This window comes from Pelagimonas sp. KU-00592-HH (assembly GCF_040369695.1).
GTDB lineage: Bacteria > Pseudomonadota > Alphaproteobacteria > Rhodobacterales > Rhodobacteraceae > Shimia.
Map to the genome: position 1 here is coordinate 989,133 of NZ_BAABWM010000002.1, position 14,908 is coordinate 1,004,040.

The following is a 14,908-nucleotide window of genomic DNA, read 5'->3' on the forward strand; positions in this document are numbered from 1 at the left end:
AACTTTCCGTTTTTGCAAGGTGACGGCAACTCGGTTCCGCACCATTGCGGAACGGGCGGTCTCTAACGGCCCGCGTTCAACAAATCAAGGGGTTTGTGGCACCACGTATTCCACGATCTCGGTGCGCTGGAAGAACCGGAAGTTGTCATCCGAGATCATCGTGAGCCGCATGTTGCCCGCACTGTCCTGCCAGACCGACAACCCTTCGAGGTTGTCGTGCGTGCCCGTGCGCGTGCGAAACAGTTCGGCCTCGTTCACCAGTCCGGCCGCCGTTAAATCAAACCGCCGCACCCGCGACCGGAACCCGAAGCCATTGAACCCCCGCTCCAGCAGATAGAATCGGCCATCCGGCCCAAAGTCCGCCCCCACCGGATGAAACCCGTCCGAACGTGAAATCCGGTAAGGCGTGCTCCAGCTGCCGTTGGAAAAGACAAAAACCGTCGCATCCCCCTCGGCCCCCAACGCATCCTCGGTGATCGCGAACAGCCGCCCCCGACGATCCACCGCCAGGGCCTCAAGCGATCCGTTGCCATGCAGGCCCTCGTGCTTGGGAAACCGCGCGATGGGCAGGGCGGCCTGGTTCAGCTCGCGGTAGGCGTCAATCCGGTGAACCCCTTCAAAAGACACGTAAATCGGCCCATCACCCAACTGCGCAAGCCCCTCTGAATCCCGCCGGTAACTGCGTGGAACCTTGCCCTTGGCATCCAGAAGCGCCTCATCCTGCCCCTGCAGGACGCCGACGATATCACCGCCCTCCCGCACCAGCAGGCCCTGAACGAAATGCCCCCGATCCGACAGCGCCGTAAACGCCCGCCCGTCCGCAGCCACCTCGATCGCCGAGAACCCGCCAAACCACCCTTCGGCCACCTGCCACGGCAATACCGTCTTCAACTGCGCCCGCCCCACGGCGTCCGCACTCCCGGCTTTCCAGCCGGCAAAAGCAATGAGACAGGCCGCGGTTACTGCGACTGCAAGACGTTTATGCATTGACGGGGCAGATCGGCCATGACGGGTTGACGATAGGGTTTGGGCTTGGGCGCGTTCGGATCAGGCGGCGGCGGATACAGGATGTCCTGCACCCAGTCCTCGGCATCCTTGCACCCATCTCCGGGCGGCGGCGCATCCTGATCCACACAGGCCCGCGCCCCCTTGGGACAGTTCAGGCGCACGTGGAAATGATAATGATGCCCCCACCAGGGACGGATTTTCCTAAGCCAGCTGCGTTCGCCCTTGGTGGCATTGCACATCTCGACCTTGGCACCGGGAAAAACGAAAATCCGCGCCACCCGCGGGTCTTTCGCGGCCGCCTTCAGCACCTCATAGTGCCCACGGGTCCAGTTCTCGTTCACATAGGCCCCACTGGCCCGACGGGTCGAGATCGACGACAGGTTCTCGCGCTCCTGCACACTCAGGTTCAGCCGCTTGGGCGGCAACATCCAGACATCCACGTCGAGCCCGATCTGGTGACTGCGATGCCCCGACAGCATCGGCCCGCCGCGCGGCTGGCTGATGTCACCGACATAAAGCCCTTCCCAGCCGGGCTGCGCCGCGGCCTTCACGGACAGGTCCTTGATAAAGGAAATCACATCGGGGTGGCCCCAGTTACGGTTGCGCGACAGGCGCATCGCCTGCCAGGTCGGCCCGCTTTCTTCAAGCTCGACACCGCCCGCAAGACAGCCCTTTCCATAGCCCCCGAACGGCACCGGGTCCTGCCGCGATCCGTTGGCATGGGCCCCGAACAACTGCCGCGCCTCCACGCCCTGCATCGACACCGGAACCTCTGTCTGCGTCGAGACCGTGGCCTGCGGTGGCTCGGCCCGACAGGACGCCAGCCCCAACAGAACAAGGGGAATTACGAGGACTGCTCGGACCATTTGCTGTGATCTCCTTGCGGTTTCACCCAGATTAGCAGGATCAACCCGATAAGGAAGAGACCGGCGATTGGCGTGATGCCAAGGCGCTGGTTTCCGCTCAGATCTGACACAACGGCGATCAGCATCGGTGCAAGAAACGTCGTCGCCTTGCCCGACAGCGCATAAAGCCCAAAAGCCTCGGTCATCCGCGACGGGTTCGACTGGCGCACCACCATCGTGCGGCTGGCCGACTGCAGCGCCCCACCCGCGGCCCCGATCAGACCACCGGCCACGAAGAACAGGATATCCGGCAGCGCCGACCCTTCGGCCACCGGCACACCAAACACCGCATCGCGCGACAGGCCCACGACAAAGACCGCTGTCCCCAGCAACACGAGAATACAGACCACGATCACCGGTTTCGGCCCGAACGCCGTATCCGCCTTGCCGCCAATCCATGCAAACAGCGCCCCGGTCAGCGCCGCAACGATGCCGAAGATGCCCACCATCATGATGTTCCACTCGAGCACCCCGAACGCATAGATGCCACCAAAGGTGTACATCCCGTTCAGGGCGTCGCGGTAGAACATCGACGACGTCAGATAGCTAAGAAGGCTGACATGCTTGGGCAGCCCCTTGATCGTCTTTCCAAGATCCCGCAGCGCCTTGCCCACCTTGTAGGGCTCGTGGTTCGGATCAGGCATTTCACGAACCCACAGGAAAAACGGGATCATCGCCAAAACATACCAAACCGCCGTCAACGGCCCCACGATCCGGGTATCTGCCCCCGTCGCCGGGTCCAAGCCAAACAACGGAGCAATACCGGCCATCGTCTTGCCACTGCCACCCGCCTGAAACAAAAGCAGCATGATCGCCAGCGCCAGCACCCCGCCGATATAGCCAAAGGCCCAGCCCGAACCGGAGATTTTCCCAAGCTCTTCCTTGCTGCCAAGCGACGGCAACAACGCGTTGGTAAAGATCGTGGCAAACTCCATGCCGATCAGGCCAATCCCAAAGAAGATCAGCGTACGGGTCACGTCGAACTGCGCCGGCGCGGTGTACCAAAGGGCAAACGAGCCCACCACGTACATGACCGAGAACACCCAGATCCACGGCATCCGTTTGCCAGTGCTATCCGCCACCGCGCCAAGGATCGGTGCCAAGAGGGCAATGCAGATCCCCGACACAGTCAGCCCATAGCCCCAGAATGCCTGAGCCTGCGCCTTGGCCTCGCCCGCACTCATGCCGCTTTCGGTCAGGAGTTCTGTCACCACTTTCGCAAAGTAGGGGCCAAAGATGAACGTCAGAAGAAGCGTGTTGTATGGCTGGCTGGCCCAATCAAAGAACCACCATCCCCAAATCCGTTTGCGTGCTGAAATATCTGCCATGCCTGCCCCCATGCCTTTGTTTCACTAAAAACAGGGCAAGCGGTATGACGCAAGTTAATCCTGCATTGGAGGCCACGGCCGCACGGCGTCAGCGTCAATCCACTTCTGCACCCACTCCGGTGCCTCTGGTGGCGCCGCATCGAAACCCATCGCATCCAGCACACGCGCCGGAGCGACGATCCCCTTCGCATCCGTAACCGCCGAACGATACAGCGCATGGTTGGCGCATTCGCCGTCCTGCTTCCACATGGATTGCTCAAGGTAGACAAACTTGTCATCCCAGAACACCGCCCTGCTGCGCATCTCGAACCGTTCAAACGTACGAATACGGCGGCGATAGCGCACCGACACGCCCGCCATCGTCAGGCTCCACTTCTTGCGCCGCAGAACCGAGATCAGCCCGATCCGATGCGCCAGCGGTATACGCCCCATGTCATACAGCGTCAGCGTGCGGCCGTTGTTCAACTCCATCCACAGATCAATGTCATGCGGCCAGCACACATGCTGTGACACATGTGTGCCCGTGATCGGCAACGGCGCGGCGTTTCGATGTTTGACCAGTTCCTTGACCATGCGAATGACGGGGTACATCGGCGTCTCCTTTGCCTGCCTTCTGTGCCCCGCTTCCGCAAAGGTCAACCATGACCACGCGCCACTCTTGCCCTTTGCGCCGCCCGCGCTTAACTGTGAAGCAGGAAAAGACGGAGACCCCTGATCATGATGGCAATCTACGGACCGCTGCGGCTCATTCTCGATGTGGCATTCTTCATCATGCTGATCCACATCATCATGAGCTGGCTGATCAGCTTCCAGGTCCTGAACCTCGGTCAGCAGTTCGTGGCCCAGATCTGGTATGGCCTGAACCGTCTTCTCGAGCCGATCTACACGCCGATCCGCAATTTCCTGCCGGACACCCGTCCGCTCGATCTTGCGCCGCTGGTGGCCTTCATCATCATTATCTCGCTGCGCGACTACATCCTGCCCGCGCTCTTGTTCTAGAGACCGGCTCTTCAAAACCGCGTTTACCGCCCATTATCTCCTCAGCCCTAGCTTGAGGTGCGAGTCTGCTTGTGAAACACTGGCACGCGAGCAGTAACAGCAAATCAACAGGGTTCTCATGGCCGCCGCCACGTTCTTGCGGGATGTTTTCGGATTCGACGCCTTCCGTCCGGGGCAGGAGGACATCGTCGATGCCGTTGTGCGCGGCGAAAACGTGCTTGCCATCATGCCAACCGGGGGCGGTAAATCCCTTTGCTATCAGCTCCCCGCCCTTGTGCGCGACGGCATCACAGTGGTCATTTCCCCCCTCATTGCCCTGATGCGCGATCAGGTCCGCGCCCTGCGCGAAGCCGGGGTCGAGGCCGGCGCGCTGACCTCAGGCAATACCGAGGAAGAAACCGCCGCCGTCTGGGAAGCGATCGAAACAGGCCGCCTCAAGCTGCTGTACATCGCCCCCGAACGCCTTGCCTCGGGGGGCGCGATGAACATGCTGCGCCGCATCGGCGTATCGCTGATTGCCGTCGACGAGGCTCACTGCGTCAGCCAATGGGGCCACGACTTCCGCCCCGACTATCTTCGCATAGGCGAATTGCGCCGCGCGCTTGATGTGCCCCTGGCGGCCTTCACCGCCACCGCCGACGCCGAAACCCGCGAAGAAATCATCACCCGTCTCTTTGACGGCACCGCGCCCAATACCTTCCTGCATGGCTTTGACCGTCCGAACATCCATCTTGCCTTTGCCGCCAAGGACAATCCCCGCGCCCAGATCATGAACTTTGCCGCCGCCCGCATGGGCCAGTCCGGCATTGTCTACTGCGGCACCCGCGCCAAGACCGAAACCCTTGCCAAGGCACTGCGCGAGGCCGGGCACCTTGCCCTGCATTACCACGGCGGCATGGACCCTGAGGAACGCCGCGACACCGAAATGCGTTTTCAGCGCGAAGACGGGTTGATCGTGGTTGCTACCGTTGCTTTCGGTATGGGGATCGACAAACCAGATATCCGCTGGGTCGCCCATGCCGACCTGCCCAAGTCGATCGAAGCCTATTATCAGGAAATCGGCCGCGCGGGACGCGATGGCGCGCCGGCCGAAACCCTCACACTTTTCGGCCCCGATGATATCCGCCTGCGCCGCAGCCAGATTGACGAGGGCCTCGCCCCTCCCGAACGCCGCTTTGCCGACCATGCCCGCCTCAATGCCCTTCTGGGTCTGGCCGAGGCCCTGAAATGCCGCCGCTCCACGCTTCTCGGGTACTTTGGCGAGACCGAGGTCACCTGCGACAACTGCGATCTCTGCGACACACCCGCCGAAACTTTCGACGCCACCACCGCCGTGCGCAAGGCGCTCTCGGCGGCGCTGCGGACCGGCGAACGCTATGGCACCGGCTATCTGATCGACATCCTGCTGGGCAATGAAACCGACAGGGTGCGCGAACGTGGTCATGATGGTCTGCCCACCTTTGGCGTGGGCACGGAATACGACAAACGCCAGTGGCAGGCGGTGTTCCGCCAGATGATGGGCCACGACCTCATGCGCCCCGATCCCGAACGACATGGCGGCCTGCGCATGACCGATGCCGCCCTGCCGATCCTCAAGGGCGAGGCCAGCATCGAGTTGCGCAAGGATACGATCCGCAAGGCCACCTCACGCCCCGCCGCCAAGGCGCTGGTCAACGAGGAAGACGCGCCCCTCCTCTCTGCACTCAAAGCCAAACGCCGTGCCCTCGCCGAAGCGGCCAAGGTGCCCGCCTACATCATCTTCAACGACCGCACCCTGATCGAGATGGCCGAGAAACGCCCCAATTCCCTCGATGATCTCTCGCGGATCGGCGGCGTCGGTGCCAAGAAACTGGCCTCTTACGGGGATGCCTTTCTCGAAGTGATCAATGGCGAGGCCGAGGCGCTGCATCCCAGCCGCCGCAAGCTCGCCGGTCGCGAAGCGGGCACGCTCTATGACCGGTTGCTCGAAGTGCAGGCCGATCTCGCACGCGGGTCCGACGGCATCGACAAACCGCTTAGCTGTTCTGCCTCCCTGCTGGCCAAGGTCGCCAGCACCCGACCAACCGATGAAAACACCCTCAACCGGATGCTCGGCGACAAGCGCGCCGAGCGTTTCGGGGCCGCCTTTCTGGACGTGCTGCGTGAGGCAAGCTAAATCTCTCGTCACGCGCGAACCTAGGAGCCTTTGACATGCTGATCGTCGTTTCCCCTGCCAAACGTCTGAACTGGGATCCAGTGAAGGGCCAGACCACCACGCCGGATTTCTCGGACGAGGCCCTGAAACTGGTGAAAACCGCGCGCAACCTGACACTGGGTGACCTGCAAAGACTCATGTCCCTAAGCCCCGATTTGGCCAAGCTGAACCGCGACCGTTTCAAGGCCTACGAGGTCGAACCCGACACCTTCGCCACCCGCCCCGCAGTGCACGCCTTTGCCGGTGACACCTACATCGGTCTCGAGGCCGCCTCGCTGGACGACGACGAAATGGACTGGGCACAGGATCACCTGCGCATTCTCTCGGGCCTCTATGGCGTCCTGCGCCCGATGGATGCGATCCAGCCTTATCGCCTCGAAATGGGCAGCCGCCTGAAAACACGGCGCGGCAAGAACCTCTATGATTTCTGGCGCGACAGCCTCTCGAAATCCCTGAACGCGCAGGCCGAAGCCATGGGCACCGATACGCTGGTGAATTGCGCCAGCCAGGAATACTTCGGCGCGGTTGATCCCAAGGCGCTCAAGCTGCGGGTGATCACGCCTGTCTTCATGGAAATGAAGGGCGACACCCCGAAGATCGTCAGCTTCTTCGCCAAGAAGGCGCGCGGTTCCATGGCCCGCTACATCATCCAGCGCCGCCTGACGGATGCAGAGGGCATCAAGGAGTTCGACCTTGGAGGCTATGCCTATCAGCCCGATATGTCCGAAGGCGACCGCTGGGTTTTTCTGCGCGATACCGCGGCAGAGACGGCCTAATCCCGGTCAAACGGGTCTAGCACGCCTTCAGGTAGATGTGCATTAAGCACGTCGACAAGACCCGCTTTGCGCAAGGGTTTTGACAGGTAGTCATCCAGCCCGGCCGCCAGAATGTTCTCCCGGTCTCCGCCCACCGCATGCGCGGTCAGGGCCACAATCGGCACCTCGGCACCGCCGGACAAGCCCCGGATCACCGCCGTTGCCTCCTTGCCGTCCATGTGCGGCATCGAGATATCCATCAGCACGAGATCGGGCCTGAACACTTCGAACGCCTGCACCGCCTCGTGGCCATTGCCCGCAAAGCGCAGCTCCAGATCGGCATCCTTGAGCATCTTCGAAAGGATCAGCTGGTTGGTCTTGTTGTCCTCGGCCGCCAGAACTCGCATTTGCCTTGGCCCAGCCTGTCCTTCTCCGTTCACGGCCTCGGCGATCTTGTGAAACAGGTCGCGCCGCGAAATCGGTTTGCGCACGACCTTCTGGGCATCTTTGGCACGCCCTCCAGCCTGCACCGAACTCAACATCACGACAGGCACCGCATACCCCGCCGCTTGCGCCTGCTGTTCAAACGTGCCGCCCTCCGGCGCCGCCAGATGATGGTCGCACAACACCAGATCGACACCCTGCAACGTGCCCAATGCCTCCTCAGCCGACATGCAAAGAGTGACCTGCGCGCCCATCTGTTCCATCTGCTTTTGTAACAGCGCCCGGTTCACAGCATGGTCATCCACAATCAACACGTGCTGCACGCTCTCTGGCAAACACGGCGGTGCAAGGCTCATATCCTCATCGACGTCCAGACAAACCCTGAACCCGAAACTGGCCCCTTCACCCGGTGCGGAATCCACCCAAATGTCGCCGTTCATCAACCCGATGAGCTGGCGCGTGATCGCAAGCCCCAGCCCCGTCCCTTCGAAGGCCCGGTTCCGCGCGTCCTCAACCTGGTTGAACTCGCCAAAAATGTGCTGCGTCTTGTCGGGCGCGATACCGATCCCCGTGTCCTCGACCGTCACATGAAGATCGCACGCCCCGGTTTCCTCAACGCTGCGCCCCACGACCCGCACGAGAACATGGCCTTCCTCGGTGAATTTCACGGCGTTGCCGACAAGGTTGGTAAGCACCTGTCGCATGCGCCCGACATCTCCGATGAACATCGTCGGCAAGAACAGATCATAATCGACGATCAAAGCGATCCCCTTCTCGCGCGCTGTGGGTTGCAGCAGCGTCAGCACCTCGTGAATACAGCGCTCGAGATCAAAAACATCCGGATGCAGAACAAGCTTGTCCGCTTCGATCTTGGAATAATCCAGCACGTCATTGATGATCGCCAGAAGCGCCTCGCCCGAGTTCTTGATGGTTGAGACGAACAACCGCTGTTCGTCCTCAAGATCGGTTCCCAGCAGAAGATCGGCCATCCCGACCACACCATTAATGGGCGTGCGAATTTCATGGCTCATGTTTGCCAGAAACGCTGATTTGGCGCGGGTGGCAGCTTCCGCCTTTTCCCGCTCCAGGCGCAACTCTTCTTCATGGCGCACGGTCTCGGTGATGTTGAGCGCAAGGCTAACCATGTCGCCACCATATCCCCGTTGATCGATCAGCTTGAGATACTGGCCGTTCCACATCCTCACGACGATGGGGTCGGGTTTGGGATGTCCCCAGCGCGCCATCATCTTTTTGCGCCAGCCCTTGGGGGTCTCGCCATCCAGATCGAATATTCCCTCGTCGGTCACAAGCTCCAGAATCCGCGCATAGCGAATACCCACGGCAACTTCGTCCAGCCCATCAAAGGCCGCGAGATAGGCGCGATTGGCCCCGATCATGCGCCCCTCTCCATCAAAGAACGCAAATCCGTCGCGTATCGTCTCGATGGATTGCCACAACCGCCGCTCTGCAACTTCGACCTTTTGATTAGCGACCTCCAGGTCGGTCTTCACACGCTGGTTTTCGCCGCGCACCGTCTCAACTTCGGCCCGCGTCTCCACGATCTCATCTGACAATTGCCGCGCGTGCCGCCCCAGCTTGCGGTTTGCCTTGAACAACTCGGCCTGCTTCAATTCAAGCAGACGCTCAGCAGCAAGCCGGGCACGCCGTTCCTCGGCAAGTTGGCGGGTCAGGGTCATGAACAGGAGCCATATTCTCTTGGTGTTGCGCTGATCATCCGCAAGGCGCGTGAACATCCGCTTAAATCAACAATTTTTCGAATCCGTTGCCAGCGCGACCTGCCACATGGCACCATGGGGGTATATTTTCAGGGAGAGACAAATGCGTTGGTTGTTCATGGCCGTGGCGGGCCTTTTCATTGCCCATTCTTCGATTGCACAGGAACAGGTTGTCCCCGAACGACGTGCCGTGCTGAGCTTTGACGTGGATTTCTACGGCGCCGATCTGACCCAGATTTTCGACACTACACTGGACGCCTGCATCAAGGCCTGTACCGACAACACCCAGTGCAAGGCCTTCACCTTCAACTCCCGCGCCAACGCCTGTTTCCCCAAGACCGAGATCAGCGATCGCCAACCCTATGAGGGCGCCTATTCCGCCGAGGTTTTCGAAACCCCTGCCGCCACGATGACCCTCGCGCAATCCCGTGCTGCCGACCTGACGTTTCTCCGCCCGAATGACTTTGCCAACGCCCTGAAACAGGCACAGACGATCGGGCGCACGCACGGCGGTGGCCCTTGGAGCGTTCTCGACATGGTGCAAACCGCACAGGACCGCCGTGCCGGCGGTGATGTGCTGAACGCCATGCGCTGGACCGGTGCCGCCGTCGGAAAATCCGATGTCAGCGACCTCTGGCTTGAATACGCGCGCCTGAACCAAGAGCTCAAGACAACCGGCGAAAACAAATCCCTTCACACCCGCCGCGCCTTCCAAGCCAGCATCAATGCCTATCTGCGCGCGCCCACCGATCCGGCCCGCGTGTCCGCCCTGATGCTGATGTCCGACCTGTTCGTCGAAGACGGGCAAGGCCGCCGCGCCCTGTCTGCGCTGCGTCTGGCCGAGTCCATTCAGCCCCGTGATGACGTGATCGCCGCGCTTGATGATGTCGTGGCAAAATACGGCTTCCGCATCAATGAACACACGGTCGAGAACAATCTCGCCCAGCCCCGCATCTGCGCCGACTTCAACGAACCGCTAGTCAAGGCTGGCGTGGATTACACAACCTACCTGCGCCTACCCGATCAGCGTCTGGCTGTTGAAGCCGAAGAGCGCCGCATCTGTATCGATGGTGTCGAACACGGCAACCGCTATACCCTGACCTTCCGCAAAGGCCTGCCCGCCGCGAGTGGCGAAACCCTTGCCCGCGACACCGACCTCACCTTCTATGTCCGCGACCGCGCCGCCTCGGTGAATTTCCCCGGTCGCGCCTATGTCCTGCCCCGCACCGCCGATGCCGGCCTGCCCATTGAAACCGTCAACCTCGACACTGTCGAACTGCACCTGCAACGGGTCAGTGACCGTAATCTCCTGCGCGCGATCCAGGACAACTACTTCGGCCAGCCGCTCTCCTACTGGCAGCTTGAAAGCTTCTCCAATGAAGTGGCCGAATCCGTCTGGCGCGGCGAAGGCGAGGTTCAGAACACCCTCAACGCCGACATGACCACCCGCCTGCCGATGGGCGACATCATCTCCGGCCTGCCCGCAGGGGTCTATGCGCTCACGGCCGATCTGCCGGGGGCCGACAAATACGACGAAACCGGCGCAACACAGTGGTTCGTCCTGTCCGATCTTGGCGCCACCACCTTTTCGGGGGCCGATGGCCTGCACGTCTTTGTCCGCAGCCTCGCAGACACTTCTGCCCTACCGGATACCAAAATCACCCTCCTGTCGCGTGCCAACCGTGTGCTCGGCACCTCCACCACCGACACACGCGGATATGCGCGCTTCGATGCCGGTCTGACCCGCGGCTCCAACGCCGCCGCCCCGGCAATGGTTCTGTTGCAAAAGGGGGATGACTTCTCGTTCCTGTCCCTCACCGATCCCGCCTTCGATCTCTCGGATCGCGGCGTCGAAGGTCGCCCGCCCGCACCACCCGTCGATGTCTTCCTGACCACCGATCGCGGTGCCTATCGCGCGGGTGAAACCATCCACGCCACGGCGCTTGTGCGCGGCGACGTTGCCCAGGCCTTGCCGGACCTGCCGGTCACCGCAATCCTGACCCGCCCCGACGGCGTGGAATACAAACGCCTCTTGTCCAATGCCTCTGCCACTGGCGGCCACGTCTTTGCCCTGCCTCTCGGCAGTACGGTTCCACGCGGCACTTGGAAACTGGCGATCAAGGCCGATACCGAAGCCGCCCCGCTGGCCACTCAGAAACTCCTTGTCGAAGATTTCCTGCCGGAACGGATCGACTTTGATCTCACCCTGCCCGACGCCCCGTTTGATCTGCAATCGGGCGAACCTGTCCTGCCGCTGGAGGCCCGCTATCTCTTTGGTGCCCCCGGCGCAGGCTTCCGCGTCGAGGGTCAGGTCACCCTGCGGGCGCGTGAAACCGTCAAGGGATACGAGGCCTACCGCTTCGGTCGTTACGACGAACGCTTCAGCCCGCGCACCGAGTATTTCTCGGCCACCAATACGGATGCGAATGGCCTGACCGATATCTTCCTTCCCGTGCCCGACACCGATCAGCGCGGCCGCCCCTTCCAGGCGGATATCACCACTCGCGTCTACGAAGGGTCCGGCCGCCCGGTTGAACGCCGCGTCTCGCACCCCGCGACGGCGCTTGGCCCGATGATCGGCATCCGCCCGTTGTTCGGCGAAGACGTGGTCCGCGAAGGCACCCAAGCCGCCTTCCATCTGGTTGGCCTGTCCCCCACCCTTGATGGCGCGCCCATGAAAGTGCGCTGGAGCCTCAACCGCATCCGCACCCACTATCAATGGTACAACCAGTACGGCAACTGGGCCTGGGAGCCGATCACCCGCCGCACCACCGTGGCCAGTGGCGACACCATGATTGACGGCACCCCCACCGAGATCAGTGCCAATGTTGACTGGGGACGCTATGAACTGGTCGTCGAGCGCCTCGACGGCGACTATGTCGCCAGCGCCGCCGATTTCTATGCTGGCTGGTACGCCCCTGCCGATGCAACCCAGACCCCGGACACCCTCGAAGTGTCTCTCGACAAACCCGGCTACCACAGCGGCGACACCGCCACCCTGCGCCTTGTCCCGCGTTATGCCGGAACGGCGCTGATCTCGGTGATGTCCAACCGCCTGATCGCCATGAAAGCGGTTGAGGTCAGCGAGGGTGAAAACCTGATCCCGCTGGACGTCACCGATGAATGGGGGGCCGGCGCCTATGTCACCGCTTCGGTCATCCGGCCCGCAGACGCGCCCGCCGGCATGAACCCGGCCCGCGCCCTTGGCCTCAGCTACGCCAAGATTGATCCCGGCGCAAAACAGCTTTCTGTCTCGCTCGACACGCCAGACCAGATCGCCCCGCGCGGCCCGCTGACCGTTGGGATCACCGTTGACGGCGTCACCCAGGGCGACACCGCCCACGTCACCCTCGCAGCGGTCGACGTCGGCATCCTCAATATCACCGGCTTCCAGTCGCCCGATCCTTCCGAACACTATTTCGGCCAGCGCCGCCTCGGCATGGACATCCGCGATCTCTACGGTCGCCTGATCGACGGTATGAACGGCAACATGGGCGCCCTGCGCTCTGGCGGCGATGCCGGCAGCAGCAGTTCCTTCGAATCCCCACCCCCGACCGAGGAACTGGTCGCCTACTTCCAGGGCCCGGTCACCATCGGCCCCGATGGCAAGGCCAGCGTGACCTTCGACATTCCCGAATTCAACGGCACCGTCCGCCTGATGGCCGTCGCCTGGAGCGATACCGGCGTCGGACAGGCCGAGGCTGACGTGCTGGTCCGCGACCCCGTGGTGGTCACTGCCACCCTGCCACGTTTCATTGCCCCCGGCGATGAAACCCGCCTGCTCCTCGAAGTCGCCCACCTCGAAGGCCCCTCTGGCCGCATGGGCCTCGACGTCAGCAGCGGCGGCATCACCCTCGCCGGCCAAATTCCCTCCGGCCTGACGCTGGGCGACGGCGAAACCACCCGCCTCACCATCCCGCTGACCGCAAGCTCCATCGGCGATCACAGCCTGCGCATTGCCCTCACCACGCCCGATGGCAAGCAACTGGTCAAATCCCTCACACTACCCGTCCGCGCCAACGACCCCGAAGTCAGCGTCACACAGCGTCTCTCGCTGGCGGCGGGCGCAACCTTCACGCTGGATGAAAACCTCTTCGCCAACTTCCGCCCCGGCACCGGCGCAGCGGTTCTCTCGGCGGGCGCCCTCGCGCATTTCGATGCCCCCGGTCTCCTGCAATCGCTCGACCGCTACCCCTATGGCTGCACCGAGCAGATCACCTCCAAGGCCCTGCCGCTGCTCTATTTCGACACCATCACCTCGGCCCTGGGCCTTGGTGAACGGGATCGCATCCAGGAACGTATCGACCAGTCGATTGCCAAGGTGCTGACCCGGCAATCCTCGAACGGGGCCTTTGGCCTCTGGTATCCAGACACCGGCGATATGTGGCTTGATGCCTACGTCAGTGATTTCCTCTCGCGCGCCCGCGCCAAGGGCTACGCGGTGCCGCAAACCGCATTCCGCACCGCCCTCGACAACCTGCGCAACCGCATCAACTATGCCCCCGACTTCGAAAAGGGCGGCGGCGATGTCGCCTATGCGCTGATGGTTCTGGCACGCGAAGGCGCCGCCAACATGGGCGATCTGCGCTACTATGCCGACGTCAAGGCCGACGCCTTCACCACGCCGCTGGCGGCCGCACAACTTGGTGCCGCTCTGGCCTTCTACGGCGATCAGACCCGCGCCGACCGCATGTTCGCCAAGGCCTACGCACAGATGGAAGACAAGTGGCAGGATGCCCCCCGCAGCTACTGGCGCGCCGACTATGGCACCCACCTGCGCGATACCGCCGGCCTTCTGACGCTCGCCGTCGAAGCCGGTTCCAATCGGGTTGACCGCAACCGCCTCTCGGCACGTCTTGGCAGCGTCGACCGCTCCCTCTCGACACAAGAGTCGGTCTGGTCGCTCCTCGCGGCCCATGCGCTGCTGACGGACGAGACCAGCAACACCCTCTCGGTCAACGGCACCCCGCAAACCGGCCCGCTGATCCGCGCGCTTGCCGATGACACCGCCGATGCACCACTCGCCATCCGCAACGATGGCAAGGACGCCACCCGCCTCACGCTCACCTCGATTGGCGTGCCGGACTACCCGGTGGAAAAAGGCGGCTACGGCTACAGCATCGACCGCAGCTACTACTCGACCGATGGGCTTCAGGTTGATCCGGCCACCATCAAGACCGGCGACCGCCTTGTCACCGTGCTGCGCATTTCCCCGATCTCCGACACCGGCGCACGGCTGATGATCAACGATCCCCTGCCCGCCGGGTTCGAAATCGACAACCCCAACCTCCTTAGCAGCGGCGACATCAAATCGCTCGACTGGCTCAAACCGGCCAACGCACAGAACGCCGAGTTCCGCTCGGATCGCTTCCTTGCTGCAGTCGACTGGACCTCGCGCAACGCCTTCGAACTGGCCTATGTTGTCCGTGCCATCTCGCCCGGCAGCTTCCACCACCCCGCCGCCTCTGTCGAAGACATGTACCGCCCGCAATACCGCGCCAATACCGCTGCGGGCCGTATCGTGATCACCGACTGATCC

The 14,908-nt window shown here is 62.4% G+C and carries 9 protein-coding genes; 4 read left to right on the forward strand and 5 right to left on the reverse strand.

What is annotated here, in order from left to right:
- Nucleotides 1–84: 84 nt before the first annotated feature.
- From ABWV42_RS11925 to ABWV42_RS11940, 4 genes are read right to left on the reverse strand one after another with little or no spacing between them, the layout of a single operon-like run.
- On the reverse strand, nucleotides 85–987 hold the full coding sequence (locus tag ABWV42_RS11925; protein ID WP_353340297.1) for an esterase-like activity of phytase family protein: 903 nt from the start codon (nucleotides 985–987) through the stop codon (nucleotides 85–87).
- Nucleotides 960–1,874: a penicillin-insensitive murein endopeptidase gene (gene mepA, locus ABWV42_RS11930; RefSeq protein WP_353340298.1), complete on the reverse strand. Its 915-nt coding sequence runs from the start codon at nucleotides 1,872–1,874 to the stop codon at nucleotides 960–962. Before mepA ends, ABWV42_RS11925 begins: the two co-directional genes overlap by 28 nt.
- A complete protein-coding gene (locus tag ABWV42_RS11935) occupies nucleotides 1,853–3,241 on the reverse strand; it encodes an MFS transporter (RefSeq protein WP_353340299.1) in 1,389 nt (462 codons plus the stop codon). The genes mepA and ABWV42_RS11935 overlap by 22 nt, the downstream gene beginning before the upstream one ends.
- Before the next feature lie 54 nt (nucleotides 3,242–3,295).
- Nucleotides 3,296–3,832, reverse strand: a complete 537-nt coding sequence (locus tag ABWV42_RS11940) for an acyl-CoA thioesterase (protein ID WP_353340300.1) — start codon at nucleotides 3,830–3,832, stop codon at nucleotides 3,296–3,298.
- Between the two features lie 126 nt (nucleotides 3,833–3,958).
- Here ABWV42_RS11940 and ABWV42_RS11945 point away from each other — a divergent pair, with 126 nt between their 5' ends.
- The 3 genes from ABWV42_RS11945 (at nucleotide 3,959) to yaaA (ending at nucleotide 7,210) form a co-directional block, all read left to right on the forward strand.
- Nucleotides 3,959–4,240 (forward strand): YggT family protein, encoded by a 282-nt coding sequence (locus ABWV42_RS11945; protein WP_255104223.1) that lies wholly within the window; start codon nucleotides 3,959–3,961, stop codon nucleotides 4,238–4,240.
- Between the two features lie 118 nt (nucleotides 4,241–4,358).
- Nucleotides 4,359–6,395 (forward strand): DNA helicase RecQ, encoded by a 2,037-nt coding sequence (gene recQ, locus ABWV42_RS11950; RefSeq protein ID WP_353340301.1) that lies wholly within the window; start codon nucleotides 4,359–4,361, stop codon nucleotides 6,393–6,395.
- Between the two features lie 35 nt (nucleotides 6,396–6,430).
- Nucleotides 6,431–7,210, forward strand: a complete 780-nt coding sequence (gene yaaA / locus ABWV42_RS11955) for a peroxide stress protein YaaA (protein WP_353340302.1) — start codon at nucleotides 6,431–6,433, stop codon at nucleotides 7,208–7,210.
- Here yaaA and ABWV42_RS11960 read toward each other — a convergent pair.
- The gene (locus ABWV42_RS11960; protein ID WP_502930959.1) at nucleotides 7,207–9,387 is read right to left on the reverse strand and encodes a response regulator; all 2,181 of its coding nucleotides are present in this window, start codon (nucleotides 9,385–9,387) and stop codon (nucleotides 7,207–7,209) included. The genes yaaA and ABWV42_RS11960 overlap by 4 nt on opposite strands.
- Nucleotides 9,388–9,472: 85 nt before the next feature.
- On the opposite strand from ABWV42_RS11960, the gene ABWV42_RS11965 reads away from it, so the two are divergent.
- On the forward strand, nucleotides 9,473–14,905 hold the full coding sequence (locus ABWV42_RS11965; RefSeq protein WP_353340303.1) for an alpha-2-macroglobulin family protein: 5,433 nt from the start codon (nucleotides 9,473–9,475) through the stop codon (nucleotides 14,903–14,905).
- The last annotated feature ends 3 nt before the right edge of the window (nucleotides 14,906–14,908 follow it).

Coding starts and splice junctions, on each gene's coding strand:
- ABWV42_RS11925 (WP_353340297.1), bottom strand. CDS start 987: ATGCATAAACGTCTTGCAGTCGCAGTAACCGCGGCCTGTCTCATTGCT.
- yaaA (WP_353340302.1), top strand. CDS start 6,431: ATGCTGATCGTCGTTTCCCCTGCCAAACGTCTGAACTGGGATCCAGTG.
- ABWV42_RS11960 (WP_502930959.1), bottom strand. CDS start 9,387: ATGTTCACGCGCCTTGCGGATGATCAGCGCAACACCAAGAGAATATGG.
- ABWV42_RS11965 (WP_353340303.1), top strand. CDS start 9,473: ATGCGTTGGTTGTTCATGGCCGTGGCGGGCCTTTTCATTGCCCATTCT.
- mepA (WP_353340298.1), bottom strand. CDS start 1,874: ATGGTCCGAGCAGTCCTCGTAATTCCCCTTGTTCTGTTGGGGCTGGCG.
- recQ (WP_353340301.1), top strand. CDS start 4,359: ATGGCCGCCGCCACGTTCTTGCGGGATGTTTTCGGATTCGACGCCTTC.
- ABWV42_RS11940 (WP_353340300.1), bottom strand. CDS start 3,832: ATGTACCCCGTCATTCGCATGGTCAAGGAACTGGTCAAACATCGAAAC.
- ABWV42_RS11945 (WP_255104223.1), top strand. CDS start 3,959: ATGATGGCAATCTACGGACCGCTGCGGCTCATTCTCGATGTGGCATTC.
- ABWV42_RS11935 (WP_353340299.1), bottom strand. CDS start 3,241: ATGGCAGATATTTCAGCACGCAAACGGATTTGGGGATGGTGGTTCTTT.